General features: G+C 67.7%; 20 protein-coding genes. 13 read left to right on the forward strand and 7 right to left on the reverse strand.

Features of this window, described 5'->3' with window-relative positions; all coding sequences use genetic code 11:
* The first annotated feature begins 141 nt into the window (after positions 1-141).
* From GQE99_RS16705 to ggpS, 3 genes are read left to right on the forward strand one after another with little or no spacing between them, the layout of a single operon-like run.
* Entirely contained in the window at positions 142-1,266 is a 1,125-nt protein-coding gene (locus GQE99_RS16705) for an NAD(P)H-dependent glycerol-3-phosphate dehydrogenase (protein WP_161352768.1), read from the forward strand.
* Positions 1,263-2,045 carry an HAD-IIB family hydrolase gene (locus tag GQE99_RS16710; protein WP_161352769.1) on the forward strand — a complete coding sequence of 261 codons (783 nt, stop codon included), beginning with the start codon at positions 1,263-1,265 and terminating at the stop codon, positions 2,043-2,045. Before GQE99_RS16705 ends, GQE99_RS16710 begins: the two co-directional genes overlap by 4 nt.
* A 1-nt stretch (position 2,046) precedes the next feature.
* Complete coding sequence (gene ggpS, locus GQE99_RS16715; protein ID WP_161352770.1) at positions 2,047-3,549, forward strand: glucosylglycerol-phosphate synthase; 1,503 nt, start codon at positions 2,047-2,049, stop codon at positions 3,547-3,549.
* Between the two features lie 10 nt (positions 3,550-3,559).
* Here ggpS and GQE99_RS16720 read toward each other — a convergent pair whose 3' ends face one another.
* Both GQE99_RS16720 and GQE99_RS21885 read right to left on the reverse strand, forming a co-directional pair.
* Positions 3,560-4,405, reverse strand: a complete 846-nt coding sequence (locus tag GQE99_RS16720; RefSeq protein WP_161352771.1) for a fumarylacetoacetate hydrolase family protein — start codon at positions 4,403-4,405, stop codon at positions 3,560-3,562.
* 56 nt (positions 4,406-4,461) lie between these two features.
* A complete protein-coding gene (locus tag GQE99_RS21885; protein WP_161352772.1) occupies positions 4,462-5,061 on the reverse strand; it encodes a PAS and helix-turn-helix domain-containing protein in 600 nt (199 codons plus the stop codon).
* A gap of 101 nt (positions 5,062-5,162) precedes the next feature.
* Between GQE99_RS21885 and GQE99_RS16730 the strand changes: the two genes are divergently transcribed.
* The 7 genes from GQE99_RS16730 (at position 5,163) to GQE99_RS16760 (ending at position 11,537) form a co-directional block, all read left to right on the forward strand.
* Positions 5,163-6,356 carry a substrate-binding domain-containing protein gene (locus GQE99_RS16730; protein WP_161353285.1) on the forward strand — a complete coding sequence of 398 codons (1,194 nt, stop codon included), beginning with the start codon at positions 5,163-5,165 and terminating at the stop codon, positions 6,354-6,356.
* Positions 6,357-6,414: 58 nt separating this feature from the next.
* Complete coding sequence (locus GQE99_RS16735) at positions 6,415-7,179, forward strand: ABC transporter ATP-binding protein (protein WP_161352773.1); 765 nt, start codon at positions 6,415-6,417, stop codon at positions 7,177-7,179.
* Entirely contained in the window at positions 7,176-7,889 is a 714-nt protein-coding gene (locus GQE99_RS16740; protein ID WP_161352774.1) for an ABC transporter ATP-binding protein, read from the forward strand. Before GQE99_RS16735 ends, GQE99_RS16740 begins: the two co-directional genes overlap by 4 nt.
* Positions 7,886-8,878: a branched-chain amino acid ABC transporter permease gene (locus GQE99_RS16745; protein WP_235917265.1), complete on the forward strand. Its 993-nt coding sequence runs from the start codon at positions 7,886-7,888 to the stop codon at positions 8,876-8,878. The genes GQE99_RS16740 and GQE99_RS16745 overlap by 4 nt, the downstream gene beginning before the upstream one ends.
* Positions 8,879-8,888: 10 nt before the next feature.
* Positions 8,889-9,947, forward strand: a complete 1,059-nt coding sequence (locus GQE99_RS16750) for a branched-chain amino acid ABC transporter permease (protein WP_161352775.1) — start codon at positions 8,889-8,891, stop codon at positions 9,945-9,947.
* Positions 9,944-10,807 carry an alpha/beta fold hydrolase gene (locus GQE99_RS16755; RefSeq protein ID WP_161352776.1) on the forward strand — a complete coding sequence of 288 codons (864 nt, stop codon included), beginning with the start codon at positions 9,944-9,946 and terminating at the stop codon, positions 10,805-10,807. The genes GQE99_RS16750 and GQE99_RS16755 overlap by 4 nt, the downstream gene beginning before the upstream one ends.
* 112 nt (positions 10,808-10,919) lie before the next feature.
* The gene (locus tag GQE99_RS16760) at positions 10,920-11,537 is read left to right on the forward strand and encodes a nucleoside/nucleotide kinase family protein (RefSeq protein ID WP_161352777.1); all 618 of its coding nucleotides are present in this window, start codon (positions 10,920-10,922) and stop codon (positions 11,535-11,537) included.
* On the opposite strand, the gene GQE99_RS16765 is transcribed toward GQE99_RS16760, so the two are convergent.
* Positions 11,527-11,988 carry an Lrp/AsnC family transcriptional regulator gene (locus GQE99_RS16765; RefSeq protein ID WP_407943801.1) on the reverse strand — a complete coding sequence of 154 codons (462 nt, stop codon included), beginning with the start codon at positions 11,986-11,988 and terminating at the stop codon, positions 11,527-11,529. The genes GQE99_RS16760 and GQE99_RS16765 overlap by 11 nt on opposite strands.
* Before the next feature lie 105 nt (positions 11,989-12,093).
* Here GQE99_RS16765 and putA point away from each other — a divergent pair, with 105 nt between their 5' ends.
* Genes putA through GQE99_RS16780 form a run of 3 tightly spaced genes read left to right on the forward strand, consistent with a single transcriptional unit; the run spans position 12,094 to position 17,333 of the window.
* Complete coding sequence (gene putA / locus GQE99_RS16770; protein ID WP_161352779.1) at positions 12,094-15,507, forward strand: bifunctional proline dehydrogenase/L-glutamate gamma-semialdehyde dehydrogenase PutA; 3,414 nt, start codon at positions 12,094-12,096, stop codon at positions 15,505-15,507.
* 60 nt (positions 15,508-15,567) lie between these two features.
* Positions 15,568-16,500 (forward strand): diacylglycerol/lipid kinase family protein, encoded by a 933-nt coding sequence (locus tag GQE99_RS16775; RefSeq protein ID WP_161352780.1) that lies wholly within the window; start codon positions 15,568-15,570, stop codon positions 16,498-16,500.
* Positions 16,497-17,333 carry a metallophosphoesterase family protein gene (locus GQE99_RS16780; RefSeq protein WP_161352781.1) on the forward strand — a complete coding sequence of 279 codons (837 nt, stop codon included), beginning with the start codon at positions 16,497-16,499 and terminating at the stop codon, positions 17,331-17,333. The genes GQE99_RS16775 and GQE99_RS16780 overlap by 4 nt, the downstream gene beginning before the upstream one ends.
* Here the strand turns inward: GQE99_RS16780 and GQE99_RS16785 are convergent.
* From GQE99_RS16785 to rplS, 4 genes are all read right to left on the reverse strand, one after another.
* The gene (locus GQE99_RS16785; RefSeq protein WP_161352782.1) at positions 17,301-18,113 is read right to left on the reverse strand and encodes a division plane positioning ATPase MipZ; all 813 of its coding nucleotides are present in this window, start codon (positions 18,111-18,113) and stop codon (positions 17,301-17,303) included. The two genes, GQE99_RS16780 and GQE99_RS16785, sit on opposite strands and share 33 nt — an antisense overlap.
* Before the next feature lie 85 nt (positions 18,114-18,198).
* Positions 18,199-19,374 (reverse strand): hypothetical protein, encoded by a 1,176-nt coding sequence (locus tag GQE99_RS16790; RefSeq protein ID WP_161352783.1) that lies wholly within the window; start codon positions 19,372-19,374, stop codon positions 18,199-18,201.
* Between the two features lie 176 nt (positions 19,375-19,550).
* Positions 19,551-19,772: a 50S ribosomal protein L31 gene (gene rpmE / locus GQE99_RS16795; RefSeq protein ID WP_161352784.1), complete on the reverse strand. Its 222-nt coding sequence runs from the start codon at positions 19,770-19,772 to the stop codon at positions 19,551-19,553.
* Between the two features lie 11 nt (positions 19,773-19,783).
* The gene (rplS, locus tag GQE99_RS16800; protein ID WP_161352785.1) at positions 19,784-20,161 is read right to left on the reverse strand and encodes a 50S ribosomal protein L19; all 378 of its coding nucleotides are present in this window, start codon (positions 20,159-20,161) and stop codon (positions 19,784-19,786) included.
* Between the last annotated feature and the right edge of the window lie 276 nt (positions 20,162-20,437).

Here is a 20,437-nt window from a genome sequence, read left to right on the forward strand (position 1 = left end):
TCAGGAACGTCGCGCGCCCCGTTGACCCGGGCGGATGAGGGGCCGGACGCGACAGACCGGTGAGTCCGCAAGGCTCCCTGGGCCGATCCGCCCCGCGGTCGGCCGAGCAACGACAATCCGAAAGGGCCCAGGCCCGAACAGATGAAAGACAGCGAACACAAGCCGTCATCCGATCCCTATTCCCGCGTCGCCGTGATCGGCGCCGGGTCCTGGGGCACCGCATTGGCCACCGTTCTTGCCCGCACCGGGCGCGACGTGACGCTCTGGGCGCGCCACCCGGAGCTTGCCGAAGCGATCAACCTGCGTGGCGAGAACCCCGACTACCTGCCGGGCATACCGCTCCCGCCGGGCATCCGCGCGACATCGGTGATCGGGGAGGCGCTCGCGGGCGCCGAGGCCGTGCTGATCGTCACCCCGTCCTCCACCCTGCGCGAGATCTGCACCGCCATGTCGCCGCATATCCCCGCGGGCATCCCCGTCGCGGTCGCCTGCAAGGGGATCGAGCGGGGCACCGGGCTTCTCCTGGCCGAGGTGGTGGCGGAGATGCTGCCGGGCCATCCGGTGGGCGCCGTGTCCGGGCCGACCTTCGCCCGTGAAACCGCGCTCGACCACCCGACGGCGGCCACCGTGGCGTTCCCGTTCTCCTATGCCGACCGGTTGGAGCCGCAATCGAGCCCGGCCGCGCGGCTGGCGGTGTCGATGTCCGGTGGCGGTTTCCGCCCCTACGTCTCCGACGACCTCGTCGGCGTCGAGGTGGGCGGCGCGGTGAAGAACGTGATCGCCATCGCCTGCGGCATGATGTCGGGCGCGGGGTTCGCGGAGAACACGCGCGCCGCGCTCATCACGCGGGGCATCGACGAGATGAAGCGCCTGGCCGAGGCGCTGGGCGGGTCGCGTGAAACCGTCACCGGTCTTGCCGGGGCGGGCGACCTGACGCTCACCTGCTCCTCCACCACGTCGCGCAACATGTCGCTGGGCACCCAGCTGGGGCAGGGGACCGACCGGGCCGATTGCTTCGACGGCAAGCCCGTCGTGGTCGAGGGCGAGGTGAACGCGGTGTCCGTCATCGACCTCGCGCGCCGGATCGGGGTGCCGATGCCGATCTGCGAAACGGTGAACGCGGTGCTGCACGAGGGGGCCGATCTCCAGGACAGCTTCAATGCCCTCTGGACCCGCCCGATCGAGGCGGAGCCGCGCGCGCTGGACATCCTGCTCGACCATCCCGCGCCCACCGCGACCCTTGGCTTCGGAGAAACGACCCGATGAATGTCGCTACGCATCCCCGCAGGCCGCTGGCCGACCGGCATTTCACGCTGGCCACAGACCTCGACGGCACGTTCCTGGGTGGGACCGAGGCCGAGCGGCGTGCGCTCTATGACTGGATCGAGGCGAACCGGGACACGGTCGGCCTGATCTTCGTCACCGGGCGCGACCCGCAGTTCATCGGCGAGATGTGCGCGGCCGGGACATTGCCGTGGCCGGAATACGTGGTCGGCGACGTGGGCACCACGATCGCCGAAGTCACCGGTGACACGATTTCCCCGATCGAGGCGCTCGAGGCGGACATCGCGACGCGCTGGGGCGACAACGGCGACCGGGTGCGCGCGCGTCTTGAGGGCGCGCCGGGCCTGACGCTTCAGCCCACGGCGTTTCGCTACCGGATGAGCTACGATCTCGACCCCGCCAGCTTCGATCACGCGGCCAAGGCCCATGTCGAAGAGATGGAGCTCGACTGGCTGATCTCCGACAACCGCTATTTCGACGTACTGCCCAAGGGCGTGTCGAAGGGGCCGTCGATCCGCCGGCTCGTCGACCACCTGGGCATGGATGAAAAGCGCGTGCTCGTGGCCGGCGACACGCTCAACGACCTGTCCATGCTGGAATGCGGGCTGCCCGCCGTTGCGGTGGGCAATTCCGAGCCCGACCTCGTCGCCCGCGTCGCTCATCTGCCGCAGGTGCATCACGCCACCGCGCAGGGCGCCGCCGGCATCCTGGAGGCGATCCGCGCCTTCGATCTTCACCCCGAGACCCCGCAAGGAGCCTGAGATGTCCTCGAACCTCGTCATCGTCTACCACCGCCAGCCCTATACGGAGGTCGAGGTGGACGGAAAGATCGAATACCACGAGAACAAGAGCCCGAACGGGATCGTTCCGACGCTCAAGAGCTTCTTCGGCCGCTTCGACAAGGGGTCCTGGGTCGCCTGGAAGGAAGCCGAGGACCCGAACAATCCCGATTTCGAGCGGCGCATCGAGATCGACGACGATTTCGGCACCTATGCCGTCAGCCGCCTGCCGCTGACGCGCGCGCAGGTGAAGAGCTTCTACGAGGTTTCCTCGAAAGAGGCTTTCTGGCCGATCCTTCACGGCTTCAAGGAGCGCTACAACTACGACCCGGTGGACTGGCCGACGTTCCGCGAAGTGAACTGGGCCTTCGCCGAGGCCGCCGCCGCCGAGGCCGCGCAGGGGGCCGTGGTCTGGGTCCACGACTACAACCTGTGGCTCGTGCCGGGCTACCTGCGCCAGCTGCGCCCGGACGTGAAGATCAGCTTCTTCCACCACACGCCGTTCCCCTCGGCCGACATGTTCAACGTGCTGCCGTGGCGCAAGGAGATCCTCGAAAGCCTGCTGGCCTGCGACGTGGTGGGGTTCCACATCCCGCGCTACGTGGCGAACTTCGTCTCCGCCGCGCGCTCCATGCTCGATGTCGAGGTGACGAAGCGCCAGAAGGTGGATGACGACTTCGCCACCGGGTTCTCGGCGTTGACCGAGGTGTCGGTGCCTTCGCAGCTCGACTACAAGGGTCACAGCATCCGGGTCCAGGCCTCGCCCGTCGGGGTGGACGCGGATTACATCGAGGAGGTGGCGAGCCGCCCGGAAACCGCCGAGAAGACCGCGCAGATCCGCGCGGACCTGGGCGATCGGCGGCTGCTTCTGTCGGTCGGGCGCACGGACTACACGAAGGGCGGGATCGACCAGCTTGAAAGCTTCGAGCGGCTGCTCGAGTCGAACCCCGACCTGCGCGGCAAGGTGCGCCTGATGCATGTCTCGGTGCCCGCCAACCAGAACATGACGGTCTACGAGAACATCCAGGCCGATCTTGAACAGATGGCGGGGCGCATCAACGGCCGCTTCGGCACGCTCGACTGGCAGCCAATCGCCCTGATCAGCCGGGCGATCCCCTTCGCCGAGCTCGTGTCCTACTACCGCGCCGCCGACGTGGCATGGATCACGCCGCTGGCCGACGGGATGAACCTCGTCGCCAAGGAGTTCTGCGCGGCGCGCGTGGACGGTGACGGGGTGCTTGTCCTGTCGGAGTTCGCGGGGGCGGCGGTCGAGATGGGCTCGGCCCTGCTCACCAACCCGTTCTCGGCGCGCTCGATGGACAGTGCCATCGAGCAGGCGCTGAACATGGAAGCGCCGGAGCGGCAGGACCGGATGCGCGCGCTGCGCGAGACGGTGCAGCGCTACGACATCCGCTTCTGGGCCGATCACCAGATGCAGGCCCTGGGCGGCGACGCCGCGAAGGTCGTCGAAATGTCCGCGGCCTGATCCTTCGGGGTCAGGCCTCTTTCACGACGTGGTTCTCGAGCGTGCCGAGCCCGTCGATCTCGATCCTCACCACATCCCCGGCCTTGAGATAGGTCCCGCGCTCCATCCCGGTGCCAGCGGGCGTGCCGGTCATGATCACGTCGCCCGGCATCAGCGTGAAGGCCTGGCTGATATAGGCGATCTGGTCGGCGACCTTGTGGATCATCTGGTCGGTGGTGCCGTCCTGCTTGAGCTCGTCGTTGACCCAGGTGCGGATCGACAGCATCTGCGGGTCCGGCACCTCTTCAAGCGTGGTGATCCAAGGGCCCACGGGGCCGTGGGTGTCGAAGCCCTTGCCCAGCATGAAGGTGGGGGAGCGCTTCTGCCAGTCGCGCACCGACACGTCGTTGCCCACGGCGAAGCCCGCGATCACGCCGAGCGCGTCTTCGCGGGGCACGTAGCGGCAGCGTTCGCCGATGATCACGACCAGTTCGCCCTCGTAATCCACCTCGTCCGAGACGCGCGGGATCACGATGTCGCCGGTGGGGCCGTTGAGGCAGGACACCTGCTTGGAAAACCATGTCTGGCTGTCGGGCGCGGTGAAGCCCTGGCCCGCGGCACCGGCGACGTGGTCGGCGTAGTTCATGCCGAGGGCGAGGAACTTCTGCGGGTCGTCGATCGGCACTTCGAGCGTGACCTGGTCGAGCGGGAAGGCCGGCCCCTCGACGGCGGCGACGGCGGACAGGTCGCCCGCGCAGGCGTCGAGCAGCGCGCGCATGGAGGCGCCGTGGCCCAGCTTGGACAGGTCTACGACCTGGTCCCCGTCGATCCGGCCCAGCCGCGTGGTGCCTTGCGTCGTGAAGCGTGCGAGTTTCATGTGGTCCTCCCGATATCCCGGCAACCTTGTGCCGGGGCCGGGCGCCGGGTGCAAGCCTATCGCGCGACGATGCGCTCGGGCGGCACGCCGGACATCGCGTGGAGCAGGGCGTTCGTGTTCGTGACGCCGAACTTGCGCTGGAGCTTGGCGCGGTGGACCTCGACCGTGCGCGGGCTGATCTCGAGCTCGCGCGCCACTTCCTTCGACGTCATGCCCTCGGCCAGCAGGTTCACCACCTCGCGCTCCCGCTTGGTGAGCGGCTGGTAGGGACGGTGGCCCGACAGGTCGGCGAAGCTCCAGACCGCGCGGTTGAGGGGGTCGTGTTCTGGGGTGAGCGAATGGCCCCGCGTACGGCACCAGAAGAGCGAGCCGTCCTTGCGTGCCATCACGCGCTCGTCCCAGTAGGTGTTGGTTTCGCGCAGCTGCATGACACCCCGGTCGCGGATCTTCACGAACTCTTCCGGCGTGGGGTAGAGCACCTGGAACGACTGGTCGTCGAGTTCGCCGGGCCCGTAGCCGAACATGCGCTCGAACTCGGGGTTGCAGCTGCGGATCACGCGGCTTTCGGTCACGACCAGACCCACCGGCGCGCATTCGAACGCGAGGTCCGCGAAGTCCCCGGACGAGAACGCCTCATCTATACGTATTTTCCCCAACTTGCTCAGACCCTTCCCAAAAGCGAGGCTCTGTGCACGTTACAACGATCCCGCGTGGTGTGAAACCGCCGCGGGGAAAGGGAGGACATTCCATGAAACTCATGAAACGCGCACTGGCCGCGTTTTCCGTCGCTGCCAGCTTCGCCGTTCCGGCCGTCGCGCAGGACGGTGATCCGGTCAAGATCGCGCTCATCCACGGCATGTCGGGCAGCGCGCTCGAAGCCTTCTCGAAACAGACCCAGACCGGGTTCGAGATGGGGATCGAATACGCCACCGACGGGTCGATGGCGGTCGACGGCCATCCGATCGAGATCATCAAGAAGGACACGCAGTTCAAGCCGGACGTGGCGCGCGCCGCGCTGGCCGAGGCCTATGCGGACGACGAAGTGCTGATCGCGGTCGGCGCCACCTCTTCCGGCGTGACCACGGGCATGCTGCCCATCGCGGCCGAGTACGAGCGCATCCTGATCGTCGAGCCGGCGGTCGCGGACTCGCTCACCGGTCCCGACTCGAACCGCTACGTGTTCAAGACCTCGCGCAACTCGTCGATGGACATGCAGGCCCAGGCGCTCGCGCTCCAGCCCGACGAAGACCTCTACGTCGCGACGCTGGCCGAGGACTACGCGTTCGGCCGTGACGGCATCGAAGCCTTCAAGAGGGCGCTCGACGGCACCGGCGCCACCGTGGTCGCCGAGGAATACGCGCCGCAGGGCACCGCCGACTTCACCGCCGTGGGCGAGCGTCTCTTCAACGCGCTGAAGGACAAGGAAGGCCGCAAGGTCATTCTCGTCTACTGGGCCGGTGGCGGCGACGCGCCGGGCAAGCTGCAGTCGATGGACCCGGGCCGCTTCGACATCGAGCTGTCGATGGGCGGACACATCCTGCCGGTTCTGCCGACCTACAAGCGTTTCCCGGGTCTCGAAGGCGCCGTGTACTACTACTACGAAGCCTTCGACAACGAGATCAACGACTGGCTCGTCAAGGAGCACATGGACCGCTTCGGCACCCCGCCGGACTTCTTCACCGCCGGTGGCATGGCTTCGGCGCTGGCCGTGGTGAAGGCGCTGCGCGAGACGCCGTCGCTCGACACCGAGGACCTGATCGCCACGATGGAAGGCATGTCCTGGGACACGCCGAAGGGCGAAATGACCTTCCGCCCGGAAGATCACCAGGCGCTGCAGTCCATGCTGCACTTCAAGATCCGCGTCGATGACGACGTCGAATGGGCGATCCCGGAGAAGGTCCGGATCATCGAGCCCGAGGAAATGGACATCCCGGTCGGTCGCGAGAACTGATCGGCGCGACCCCGGCCGGCGTCGTCGGCCGGGGCACCCCCAACACTCTCCAAAAGCCATGACACATCCATCACTCTCCACCCGCGATCTCACGATCCGGTTCGGCGGGCATACGGCCGTGAACGCCGTGACCTGCGACTTCCGCCCCGGCGAACTGACCGTGATCGTGGGCCCGAACGGGGCCGGCAAGACCACCTACTTCAACATGATCTCCGGGCAGCTCACGCCGAGCGAGGGGACCGTGATGAAGGACGGGGTGGACCTGACGCGCATGCCCGCCTCGGCGCGCGCGCGCCACGGGGTCGGCCGGGCGTTCCAGCTCACCAACCTGTTCCCGCGCCTTTCGGTCCTCGAGAACATCCGGCTCGCCGTGCAGGCGCAGGCGGGCGAGGGCAAACGCTTCTTCACGCCGGTCGCGAAGCTGACCGAGCTCGGCTCGCGTGCCGAACGCTACCTTGCGGCCACCAAGCTGGAAGACAAGGCGGATCTGCCGGCGGCCGCGCTTCCCCACGGGGACCAACGCAAGCTCGAGGTGGCGCTTCTCATGGCGATGGAGCCCGACATCTACATGTTCGACGAACCGACGGCCGGCATGAGCCTCGACCATGCGCCCGACGTTCTCGACCTCATCGCCGAGATCAAGCACGACACGTCGAAGACGGTGCTCCTGGTCGAGCACAAGATGGACGTCGTGCGCCAGCTGGCCGACCGGATCATCGTGCTCCACAACGGCGAACTCATCGCGGACGGCGACCCGGGCGAGGTCATGTCCAGCCAGGTCGTGCGCGACGTCTATCTCGGAAACGCGGGGGAGATGGCATGAGCCTTTTGTCCATCAAGAACATGGACGTCTCGATCGGGCAGTATTCCGTGCTGCACGGCGTGACGTTCGACGTGCCAGAGGGCGGGGTCTTCGTCCTCCTGGGCCGAAACGGCGCGGGCAAGACGACGACCCTGCGGTCGATCATGGGCCTGTGGGACCGCCCGGCCGGGTCCGTAACCTTTCGGGGCGAGGACATCTCGTCGCTCCACACCTCGGACATCGCGCGCCGTGGCATCGCCTTCGTGCCGGAGAACATGGGCATCTTCGGTGGCCTCACGGTGGCCGAGAACATGGTGCTCGCCACCGCATCGGGCAAGTTCGACGACACGCGGCTCAAGCGGGTCTACGAGCTCTTCCCGGCGCTGGAACAATTCTGGGACAAGCAGGCCTGGAGCCTCTCGGGCGGCCAGAAACAGATGCTGGCCGTCGCCCGCGCGATCATCGAGCCGCGCGACCTGATCCTGATCGACGAGCCGACCAAGGGACTGGCCCCGTCGATCATCTCGGCGATGGGCGAGGCGTTCCGGGAGATCTCGGAGACGACCACGATCCTGCTCGTCGAGCAGAACTTCGCATTCGCAAAAAGCCTGGGCCGCGACATGGCGGTGATCGACGACGGGCAGGTGGTTCACACCGGCGCGATGGCCGATTTCGCCGCCGACACCGCGTTGCAGGACCGGCTTCTCAGCCTGTCGATGGAGGGCGCATGAACACGCTTGGAAACATGATCGAGCGGGCCGGGGGCGTGTTCCTCCTTCCCGTCGCGATCGCGATCATCGCCTTCGTCCTGATCGGCGCGCCGTCCTCGTGGCTGACGCTGACCGTCGCCGGGCTCGCGATGGGGATGATGCTCTTTCTCATGGCCTCGGGCCTCAGCCTCGTCTTCGGCCTGATGGACGTGCTGAACTTCGGCCACTCGGCCTTCGTGAGCTTCGGCGCCTTCGTGGCGGCGAGCGTCCTGGCCTATTTCGGCGGCTGGCTGGGTTCGGACAGCATCGTGCTCAATGTCATGGCGCTGGTTTTCGCTATCGCGGCGGCCATCGTCTTCGGGGCCGCGCTGGGCTGGTTCTTCGAGCGGGTGATCGTGAAACCCGTCTACTCCGACCACCTGCGCCAGATTCTGATCACGATGGGCGCGCTCATCGTGGCCGAGCAGCTGATCCTCGCGACCTGGGGGGGCACGCCGACGAACGTGCCGCGTCCCCACTTCCTCGAGGGCACGATCATCGTGGGCGGCTCCTCGCTCGAGGTCTATCGCCTGTTCGCCTTCATCGTGGGCGCGGTCGTCTACGCGGGGCTCTATCTGCTTTTGAACAAGACGCGCATCGGGCTTCTGATCCGGGCGGGTGTCGAGAACCGCGAGATGGTCGAGGCGCTGGGCTTCAAGATCGACCGGCTTTTCATCGGGGTCTTCATGCTGGGCTCCGCGCTCGCCGCGATGGGCGGCGCGATGTGGGCGGGCTACGAGACGCTGATCACGCCGGCGCTGGGTGCCGAGATGATGGTGATCGTGTTCATCGTCGTCATCATCGGCGGCCTGGGCTCGATCCAGGGCACGCTCCTGGGCGCGATCATGGTGGCGCTCATGCAGAACTACGTGGGCTTCCTCGCGCCGAAACTGGCGCTGGCCTCCAACATGCTCCTGATGATGGCGATCCTGCTGTGGCGGCCCTATGGCCTGGCCCCGGCGGTGAAGTGAGGAGGGGACGATGAAAGGCAACACAACCGTCAAGCTGATCGCCTTCGCGATCTGGGCGCTCCTGCTCTTCGCGCCGTTCTTCTTCCAGGAAGTCCGGCAGGTCGAGGTCGCCGCGCGCATCGCCGTGTTCATCGTGCTGGTCGCCTCCTACGATCTGCTGATCGGCTACACCGGGATCGTGAGCTTCGCGCACACCATGTTCTTCGGCTTCGGGGCCTACGGCGTGGCCATCGCGATGAAGCAGCTCGACAACACCTGGGGCTACTGGATCGTCGGCGCGCTCGCCGGCGTGCTCGTGGCCATCGTCATCGCGATCCTGATCGGGCTTCTGTCGCTTCGGGTGAAGGCGATCTTCTTCGCGATGATCACGTTGGCGACCGCGACCGTGGCGCTCGTGCTCGCAAGCCAGCTGTCCACGTTCACCGGGGGCGAGGACGGGATCACCTACTCGGTCCCGGACGTGTTCAAGCCCGCGACCAAGCTTCTGACCGACGACGAGGGCAAGGTGCTCAAGATCGCGGGCGTGCGCATGAACGGCAAGATCGCGGCCTATTACTTCGTCTTCGCGTCCTGTGCGCTGATGTTCTGGGTGCTCCTGCGCATCGTGGGCAGCCCGCTTGGGACCGTGCTAAAGGCGATCCGCGAGAACGAGGCGCGCGCCGAGGGCATCGGCTACCGCGTCGTGGCCTACCGCACCGCCGTCTTCGTGATCGCCGCGATCGCGGCCGCGCTGGCCGGGGCCATCTATGCCACCTGGCTCAAGTACACCGGGCCCGAGACCACGCTCAGCTTCGCGATCATGATCGACATCCTGCTGATGGTCGTGATCGGCGGCATGGGCACGATCTGGGGCGCGGTGATCGGGGCCACGCTCATGGTGCTCGCGCAATACTACCTGCGCGACCTGATGGAGGTGGCGGCGGATGCGACCGCGTCGATCCCGCTCCTGCCCGAACTCCTGAGCCCCGACCGGTGGCTCCTGTGGCTCGGCATCATCTTCATCCTGCTGGTCTACTTCTTCCCGGCCGGTATCGCGGGCACGATCATCCAGCGGCGGGCGGCGAAATGAGCGCGCGGTCGGTCTACCTCCCGCTTCTCGGCCATGAGCTCCACGTCATGGAATGGGGCGATGCGTCGAACCCGCTGCTGGTGATGTGGCACGGGCTGGCACGCAACGGGCGCGATTTCGACGAGCTCGCCCGTGCGCTGGCCGACCGTTACTTCGTCGTCTGTCCGGATACGATCGGGCGGGGCCTGTCGACCTGGTCGGACGCGCCGGAGGCGGATTACATGCTCACCCATTACGCGCGCATGGCCGTGGCGATGTTCGACCATTACGGCGCGGCGCAGGCGGCCTGGCTGGGCACCTCGATGGGCGGGCAGATCGGCATGACCGTGGCCGGCGACGTGGCGCCCGAGCGGGTCTCGGCGCTCATCATCAACGACATCGGCCCGGTGGTGCCCGACGCGGCCATCGACCGGATCGTGACCTATTCCGCCGACCTGCCGACCTTCACCCGGCTGACCGAGGCGGAGGCGTGGCTGCGCGAGGTCTACCTGCCGTTCGGCCCGGCGGACGATCCGTTCTGGCGGCGCATGGCCGAAAGCTCGATCCGGCGTCGGGGCGACGGGCGGCTGACGCTGCACTACGACCCGCGCATCATCGCGATCCTCGACGCCAACCGGGGCGCGATGGAGCTGTGGGAGACATACGACCGGATCAGCGCACCGACCCACGTGATCCGCGGCCTGACCTCGGACCTGCTGACGGAAAACATCGCGGACGAGATGACGCGGCGTGGTCCGAAACCGGAGGTCACGGTCTACGACGATTGCGGCCATGCCCCGTCATTGACGGCGCCGAAGGACGCGGCCTTCGTGGCCGACGTGCTGGAGCGGCTGCACGCCCGCACCCCCGCGGCCCACTGACGGCACGTCCCGACGTCGACACGAAGACCGGCCATCCCACGTTGAAACGGCCGCGTTGGCGGCCGCGGCCGAGTGGCTTGCGCGCGGGCGCGCGGCGCGGCACCATTCCCCGGTGACCGAGATCGATGCGACAGAGCTTGCCGACATCCTGCGCCGGGCCTCCGTGGGCCGGGCCCGGATGCTTGTCGCCCTCGTGGGCGCGCCGGGGTCGGGCAAGTCGACGTTGGCGCAGGAGATCGCGGGGCAGGTCCCGCATGCCCAGGCGATCCCGCTGGACGGGTTTCACCGGGCCAACGACGCGCTCGCCCGGGCTGGGCTCCTGGAGCGAAAGGGCGCACCGGAGACCTTCGACGCGCCCGGCTTCGCCCGCTTCCTGCACGCGCTGGCCGAGGGCACGCAGGCGCATTTTCCCGCCTTCGACCGGGGCCGCGATGCGGTCATTCCCGAGGGCGGGCGGATCGCGCCCGACACGCGGGTCTTCGTGGTCGAGGGCAACTACCTGCTGCTCGACGAGGCGCCGTGGCAGGACCTCGCGCCCCTGTGGGACGTCACCGTGACGCTCGACGTGTCGCAGGACGAGCTCGAGCGCCGGCTGGTCAAGCGGTGGACCGACCACGGCCACCCCGAGGAGGACGCGCTCTTCCGGGCGCATGCCAACGACCTGGTGAACGCGCGGCTGGTGCGCGACCGGTCGCGGCGGGCCGACTACGTGATCAGGTTCACAGGGTGAGGTAGCTCTGCTCGACCACCGCTTCCATCGCGATGTAGGTGGAGGTCGAGGAGACATGCGGCAGGGTCGAGATCGTCTCTCCCAGCACCCGGCGGTAGTCGGCGATATCGCGGGAGCGCACTTTCACGAGATAATCGAAGCCCCCCGCGATCATGTAGCATTCCTCGATTTCCGGCACCGCGCGGGCGGCGTCGTTGAACTCCGACAGGGCCGCCTGCCGGGTATCCATGAGCTTCACCTCGACATAGGCGACATGGGACAGGTCGAGCTTTTCGGGGGCGAGGATGGCACGGTAGCCCCGGATGATCCCGCGCTCTTCCAGCGCGCGCACGCGGGCTGCGACCGGGGTTTTCGACAACCCGACGCGGCGGGCCAGCTCCACGATCGGCAGGCGCGCGTTCTGGGTGAGGGCGGACAGGATTTTCCTGTCGACCGCGTCAATCGTATCCATATCGCTCATCATTTCAGCCAAAATAAGTCACATCGACTTCAAGATCGCGAAACTCGGGCAATATGTCCAGCGATGTGGTGCTATCCTGCACGAAAGGAGATGCCCATGCGTGACATGACCCGTACCCCGTTCGCCGAAACGGCCAAGTTCCGACCCGAGGCCGAGATCATCCCCGAGCTGATCGCGGCCGCCGGGTTGTCCTCTGGCGACCGCGCCGCGATCCACCGGCGCGCGGTCGCGCTGGTCCATTCGATCCGTGACGGCGAGCGGCCCGGCATCATGGAACAGTTCCTTGGCGAATACGGCCTGTCCACCGAGGAAGGCGTGGCGCTGATGTGCCTGGCCGAGGCGCTTCTGCGGGTGCCGGACCCGGAAACCATCGACGCGCTGATCGAGGACAAGATCGCGCCGTCCGACTGGGGCAAGCACGTGGGACAGGCGGCCTCGCCGCTGGTCAACGCCTCGACCTGGGCGCTGCTGCTCACGGGCCGGGTGCTCGAGGACGGGCAGCGCGGGTTGGCGGGCACGCTGCGCGGCATGGTGCGCCGCCTGGGCGAGCCGGTCATCCGTGTCGCGGTGGGGCAGGCGATGCGCGAAATGGGGCGCCAGTTCGTGCTGGGCGAAACCATCGAAGCCGCGCTCAAGCGCGCCCGCGGGCAGGAGGCCCGCGGCTACACCTATTCCTACGACATGCTGGGCGAGGCGGCGATGACCGCGCGTGACGCGCGCCGCTATGCCGAAAGCTATTCCAACGCCATCGCGGCGATCGGCGGGGCGGCCACCCACGGGTCGGTCGCGGACAACCCCGGCATCTCGGTCAAGCTGTCGGCGCTGCATCCGCGCTACGAGGTGGCGCAGGAAGAGCGCGTGCTGGCCGAGGTCGTGCCGGTGCTGCGCGATCTGACCCGGCAGGCCGCGAAAGCAGGTATCGGGCTCAACATCGACGCCGAGGAACAGGACCGCCTGGCCCTGTCGCTCAAGGTGATCGAGGCGGTGCTGGACGACGATGCGCTCGACGGCTGGGACGGCTTCGGCGTGGTCGTTCAGGCCTACGGCAAGCGGGCCGGCACCGTCATCGACTGGCTCAACGACATCGCCAACCGGCTCGACCGGCGGCTGATGGTGCGCCTGGTGAAAGGCGCCTACTGGGACACCGAGATGAAGCACGCGCAGGTCGAGGGGCACCCGGGCTTCCCGCTCTTCACCACCAAGCCCGCGACCGACGTGAGCTACCTCGCGAATGCGCGCAAGCTGATCGGCTATGCCGACCGGCTCTATCCGCAATTCGCCACCCACAACGCGCACACCGTGTCGGCGATCCGTCACATGGCGCGCGGCGTGGAGTACGAATTCCAGCGCCTCCACGGTATGGGCGAGTCGCTCTACGATATCGTTCTGCGCGATGACGAGGACGCGCGCTGCCGCATCTACGCGCCGGTCGGCGCGCACCGTGATCTGTTGGCCTATCTCGTGCGCCGGCTTCTGGAGAACGGCGCGAACTCCAGCTTCGTGAACCAGATCGTCGACGAGGACGTGTCGCCCGAAACCATCGCCGCCGACCCGATCACGCAGGTGAGCGAGGTGAAGCGCGGCGAGGTGCTGTCGCGCCCGTCCGAGATCTTCGCGCCGCGGCGCAATTCCCAGGGCTTCGACCTGACCGACGAGGCGGAACTTGCCCGGATCGACGCGGCCCGTGCGACGCATTCGCCGGACGCGGCGCCGATCATCGCATCGGGGGACGGAACCGGGACGACGCGCGACGTGGTGAACCCGGCCACAGGCGAGCTCGTGGCCAGCGTGACCGAGGCGGATTCCGACACGGTCGACCGTGCGCTTGCGGCCGCGACGCCGTGGAAGGCGTCCCCGAAGGAGCGCGCCGACGTGCTGCGCCGCGCCGCCGATCTCTATGAAGAGAACTTCGGCCCGATCTTCGCTGTCCTCCACCGCGAGGCGGGCAAGTCGATGGCGGATGCCGTGGGCGAACTGCGCGAAGCGGTCGACTTCCTGCGCTACTACGCGGGCGAGGGCGAGACGCGCCACGCCCCGGCGCGCGGGGTCTTCGCCGCGATCAGCCCGTGGAACTTCCCGCTGGCGATCTTCACCGGCCAGATCACCGCGGCGCTCATGGGCGGCAACGCGGTCATCGCCAAGCCCGCCGAGCAGACGCCGCTCATCGCCGCGATGGCGGTCCGGCTCATGCATGAGGCGGGCGTGCCGCGCGAGGTGCTGCAGCTCCTGCCCGGCGACGGCAAGGTGGGCGCGGCGCTGACCTCGGATGCCCGGGTGAACGGCGTGGCCTTCACCGGTTCCACCGACACCGCGCAGATCATCCGCCGCGCAATGGCCGAGCACCTCGAGCCCGGCACGCCGCTGATCGCGGAGACCGGCGGGCTGAACGCGATGATCGTGGATTCCACCGCGCTGCCGGAACAGGCGGTGCGCGACATCGTCGCCTCGGCCTTCCAGTCGGCCGGTCAACGCTGCTCGGCCCTGCGCTGCCTTTACGTGCAGGAGGACGTTGCCGAGACCCTGATCGAGATGCTGACCGGCGCGATGGACGAGCTTGGCGTGGGCGATCCCTGGCATCTGTCCACCGACGTGGGCCCGGTCATCGACGAAGAGGCGCGCGACGGGATCGCGGCCTACCTGGAAGAGCACAAGGCGCGCATTCGACACCAGGTCGCGGTGCCCGAGACCGGCACGTTCATCCCCCCGACGCTGATCGAAGTCGGCGGGATCTTCGACCTGGAGCGCGAGGTGTTCGGCCCCGTGCTTCACGTGGCGACCTTCAAGGCCGACAAGCTCGACCAGGTGATCCGCGACGTCAACGCGCGCGGCTTCGGGCTGACCTTCGGCCTGCATACCCGTATCGACAGCCGGGTCGAGGACGTGGCCCGGGCGATCCGGGTCGGCAACGCCTATGTCAACCGCAACCAGATCGGCGCCATCGTGGGCAGCCAGCCCTTCGGGGGCGAGGGGCTTTCGGGCACCGGTCCGAAGGCCGGGGGGCCGAACTACCTGGCCCGCTTCACGGGGGCCGCCGTCGATCCGGTCGGGGCACGCTGGTCCGGCGAAGCCGACCACCGGGAGATCGGGCGCGCCCTGGGCGGGTTCGAGGAACGGGTCGTGGCCGAGCGGTTGATGCCGGGTCCGACCGGCGAGCTCAACCGTTTCACCGAATGGACCCGTCCGCCGGTGCTCTGCCTCGGGCCCGGGGCGCAGGCCGCGAAGTCGCAGGCCGAGGCGATCCGCGCGCTTGGCGGGGAGGCGGTGGAACTCACCGGCACGCTCAAGCCCGAAGCACTCGCGGTGCTCGACGGCTTCTCCGGCGCGATCTGGTGGGGCGATGCCGACACGGCGCGCGCCTATGAAAAGCAGCTCGCCCGGCGCGAGGGGCCGATCCTGCCACTCGTCACCGGGGCGCCCGATCGGGGGCATGCCGTTCACGAGCGCCACCTGTGCGTCGACACGACCGCCGCGGGTGGTAACGCGGAATTGCTCGCCAAGTCGGGCGGATAGGGGAACCATCGCGGGCCCGGGCGGTTAGACTGGCAACATGTCGCAACATGGTCAGGGTCAATGCTGCTTCGGACCGACGCCCCTGTCCTTGCCAACACGCATGCCGTGATCAACACCCGGTCGGGGCGCAATGGAGGCACGGACATCACGAACGCACTCGTGCGCAACGTCGCCACTGCTGGCGGGCGCATGACGCTGCACGTCGATGAACAGGGCGGGTCGGTCGAGAAGCTGACCCGCCGCGCGGTGCGCGCGGGGGCGAGCGCCGTGGTCGCCGTGGGCGGTGACGGAACGGTCTGCGGCGTGGCCAATGCGTTGGCGGGCACCGGCGTCCCGATGGGCGTCGTTCCGTTGGGCACTTTCAACTATTTCGCCCGTGCGCTGGGCATCCCCGAGGACCTCGACGGCGCGCTCGAGGTGATCTGCGAGGGCCGTTCACGCCCCGCCCACGTGGGCCGGATCAACGACCGCGTGTTTCTCAACAACACCTCGATCGGCGTCTATTCCGCGATCCTGAAGCAGCGCGAGGATACCTACCGGCAGTTCGGCCGTTCGCGCACGGCGGCCTATTGGTCGGTGGTGCGCGCGCTGGTCCAGTTCTACGACCCGATGACCATGCGCGTGGAGGTGGACGGCAAGCCGCTGTCGGTGCGCACGCCGCTCGCCTTCGTGGGCAATTCCGCCTACCAGCTCGACCGGTTCGCGCTGCAGGGGGCCGACGCGGTGCGCGACGGGCAGCTCGCGCTCTTCATCGCCGACGACGTGGGCCGATGGGGGCTGGTGCGCCACGCGATGAAGCTTGCCGCCCGCCGGATGCAGGAAGGGCGGGATTTCCGCGTCGTCACCGGGCGCGACTTCGTGATCGACCCCGGCCGGCGCAAGCGGCTTGTCGTGCGCGACGGGGAAAAGGAACCGATGCGCGGCCCCTACAGGGTGCGCATCGACGAGAATGCGCTGGACGTCATCCAGCCGGTTTCGCACGCTGAGGCATGAGCCGACTTGTCCACCTGTCCGACCTGCACTTCGGCCGTGCGCGGCCCGAGTTGCTGGCCCCGCTGTCCGCGGCGATCCGCGCGGCCGATCCCGACCTGGTGGTCGTCTCGGGCGACCTGACCCAACGGGCGCGCAGCCGTGAATTCGCGGCAGCCCGTCAGTTCCTCGACGGGCTGGGGGCGCGGTGGCTGTCGGTACCGGGCAACCACGACATCCCGCTCTACCAGCCGTGGGACCGGATGCTCGCGCCCTTCCGCAAATACCGCGAGAATATCGCGCTGGATCTCGAACCGGTCCACGAGGGGCCCGACTACCAGGTCGCGGGGCTCAACACCGTCGACCGTTTCGCAGGGCAACGCGGCCGGGCGCGCGGGCACGCGGTCCGGCGTATCTGCGGGCTCCTGGGGCAGGGGGACGCGCAGCGCTTCGACATCGTCGTGGCGCACCACCCGTTCGAACAGGACAAGTCCAGCCACAAGAAACCCATGCGCCGTGCGGAGCCGATGTTGGAAAAGTTATCGTCGGCGGGCGCCCATGTCGTGCTCTCGGGCCATCTGCACATGTGGCACACCGGCCCGTTCCTGACCCGGGCGGGTCGGACCGGCCCGATCCAGGTGCACGCGGGCACCAGCCTGTCGAGCCGCCTGCGCGGCGAGGTGAACGACTTCGCCGTGCTCGACATCGAGGGCCACTGGCTCACGGTGACGCGCATGGCGGTCGGGTCGGAGAGCACCGAGTTCAAGCAGCGCACGGTCGCGCGGTTCAAGCGCGACGGGGCCGGGCTGGTCCCGGCGCCGGGATCAGAAATCGACGGTGACGCCGGGGAGCTTTAGCTCTTTCATCAGGTCGCGCAGCTCCTGGCGGGCGGCGACGTTCGAGATGTTCATCTGGCCGGACACGCCGATGTCGCGCAGGTCGAGAAGCGTGAGGCCACGCGGGAAGAGTTCGCGGAAGATGACGCGTTCGTTGAACCCCGGCGCGGTGCGGAACCCGATCCGGCGCGACAGGTTGGCCAGCGCTTCGCCCATCTTCTTCTTGTTGTGCATCGCCTGCGCGCCCAGCCGGTTGCGCACGACGACCCAGTCGATCGGTTTCAGACCGGCCTGCGCGCGCAGCTGGCGGGCGTTCCAGACCATCTCGGAGTAGACCGAGGGACCCAGCACCTTGCCGGTCTCGCCATCCACGTGGGCCAGCAGGTCGAAGTCGACGAAACTGTCGTTGAGCGGCGTGATCAGCGTGTCGGCCAGCGTGTGGGCGACCTGGCTCAGGCGCGTGTGCGAGCCCGGGCAGTCGATCAGGATGAAATCCGAATTGGCCTCGAGCTCGGCCACCGCCTGGCTCAGGCGGCGGTCGTAGGGGTTCTCACCGTCCTCGAGCGTGCCGGGGTCGATCTCCGGCAGTTCGTGATAGACCGGCGAGGCGAGCGGCACGCCTTCCTTTTCGATCGTGGCGGTTCGATTGGCCATGTAGCGCCCGAAGGTGCGCTGGCGCAGGTCGAGGTCCAGGACCCCCACGCGATGCCCCAGCCGGGCCAGCGCCGTGGCCACATGCATTGAGACGGTCGACTTCCCAGCCCCGCCCTTTTCGTTGCCGACGACGATGATATGCGCCACGCCCGTTCCCTAACTGTCCCGATGATGCGCCTTATCTGGCGCTTTCGCACACTATATTGTGTGCGGTCGGGAGATGGAAGGAGACTCACTCCACCGGTTGCCCGAATATCGCGATGGCGAGGCCGAGAAGAGACAGGGCGGCGAAGGTCCAGCGGCGTGCGCCGGTCGCGCCGCGCGCCGCGATGAAGGCCTGCACCGCGTAGTAGGCCGCGAAGGCGCGCGAGGCGTAGACGATGATCTCGAACACGTCCGAGGTCCAGGTCAGCGCAAGCCCGATGATCCCGACGAAGAGATAGGCCTGCCGGGCGGTCACGTGGTGCCGCGTGAGCTCTGCGAAGAGCCCGCCGGAGCCGCCCGTGTCGGCCACGGCGGCCGAAAATTGCGCGGCAAGCGCGGCCACCACGAGGAGGTAGGGCAGCACCGGGGCCACCTGGCGCATCATGTCGATGATCGCGGTCTCGGACACGTCCGCGCCGCCGGGTTCGAAGGTGTAGGCGACGAAGAGGATGTAGATCATGTAGATCAGGCTCGCGAGGAGCTGCGCCCACCGCATCGACACGATCCGCGTGCGCGCGCCGTATTCGTCGCCCAGGTAGCGCGAGGTTTCGAAGCCCTGGACGGTGACGACCAGCCCGAAGGCCAGCGTGAGCGCGGCCCAACCGCTGACCTCTGGCGTGCCGACATGGAAATCACCCGCGCGCAGGGCGACCCAGTTGAACTGGGCGAGCCCGGCGAAGAGCCCGCCGATGATGGCGAGCTTCACGGTGACGGAGCCGTATTCCAATGCCTCCAGCATCGCGAAGCCGCGGGTCACGCCCACGCCGAGAATCAACAGGTAGATCGCGGTGGTCACGAGCCGGGCGGCGAACTGCGTGTCGACCGGCGTGAGGTTCACCGCGAAGGCACCGAAGAGGTTCAGGTAATAGGCGACGGAAATGGTGAGCGCGAAGCCCAGGAGCGCGGAGGCCAGGTTTTCGGCCCGCGTCGTCTCGCGCGCCGAATCCTCGGCGATGCGCGCGATGTTGAAGCGCACGGCGGAGCCGAAGCCCCAGGCCGCGAGGCACAGCGCGGCCATGACGAGGGGCGCCCAGCCGCCGTAGGAATGTTCCAGGATCGGTCCGAGGACGAGGAAGCCCGAGCCGATGATCGAGGCCAGCGGCGTGATCATCGCGCGCCAGGTGTCGAGCCGGCGCAGGCGGGGGAGCCACAGAAGCCCCGCGACCACGAGCACGCTCAGCCCGATTGCGATGTTCAGCCCCATTCAGGTCTCACCCCAGTCGCCCCGTTCGCCAACAGGAGTGTTGCCAATCGCCGCGAAGCGCAAGCGGGAAGGCGTGGGGCCTGCGTTGGCCTGCCGGGCGCAATAGGATTTTTCGAACATTCAAACGAAAAACGCCGCCCCGAGGGGCGGCGTTTCCATCACATATGCGATCTCGATCAGAAGCCGAGGCCGGCATACTTGTTCTTGAAGCGCGACACGCGGCCACCGGTGTCCATCAGGCGGGAGTTCCCGCCGGTCCAGGCCGGGTGCGCGGAGGGGTCGATGTCGAGCGACAGCGTGTCGCCTTCGGCGCCCCAGGTCGATTTCATCTGAACCACGGTGCCATCGGTCAGCTTGACGTCGATGACGTGGTAGTCGGGATGGGTATCCTTTTTCATCTCGCGTCTCCTCAGGCTTCTTTGCGCGGCTTGTAGGTGGTGTCTTCCGCGATACGGGCCGATTTGCCGCGACGCGAGCGCAGGTAGTAGAGCTTGGCGCGGCGGACACGGCCGCGGCGCACGACTTCGATGTGCTCGATGTTGGTCGAGTAGAGCGGGAACACGCGTTCCACGCCTTCACCGAAGGAAATCTTGCGGACGGTGAACGAACCGGCGATGCCCGCGCCGTTCTTGCGGCTGATGCACACGCCTTCGAAGTTCTGCACGCGGGTCCGCGTGCCTTCGGTCACCTTGTAGCCGACACGCACGGTGTCGCCCGCCTTGAAGTCCGGGATGGACTTGCCGAGCTCGGCGATCTGCTCGGCTTCCAGTTCTGCGATAAGGTCCATGGGACCACTCCTATTTTGCTCACGGTTGTCCCGCGAAGGTGTTCGCGCCTCAGAGCTCCGGTCTTCGTCTGGGTCCGCGTCTTACCCCAATGGCGCGCGCCCCCCGGAGGGTTCAGGACACTGTTCCTTATGTCGCGCTGTCCGCCGACCTGCCCACCGAAGACGCGGGTGCCAAAGCATTGGACAACGACCCGATCACCCCATCGGGGTGCCGGACGGGCTGCGTATAAGTGCAGATTCGGTTTCGATCAAGTGCTTTGAGCGGCTTTGCGCCCT

Origin of the sequence: Maritimibacter harenae, from assembly GCF_009882975.1 — a bacterium.
Classification (GTDB): Bacteria; Pseudomonadota; Alphaproteobacteria; order Rhodobacterales; family Rhodobacteraceae; genus Maritimibacter; species Maritimibacter harenae.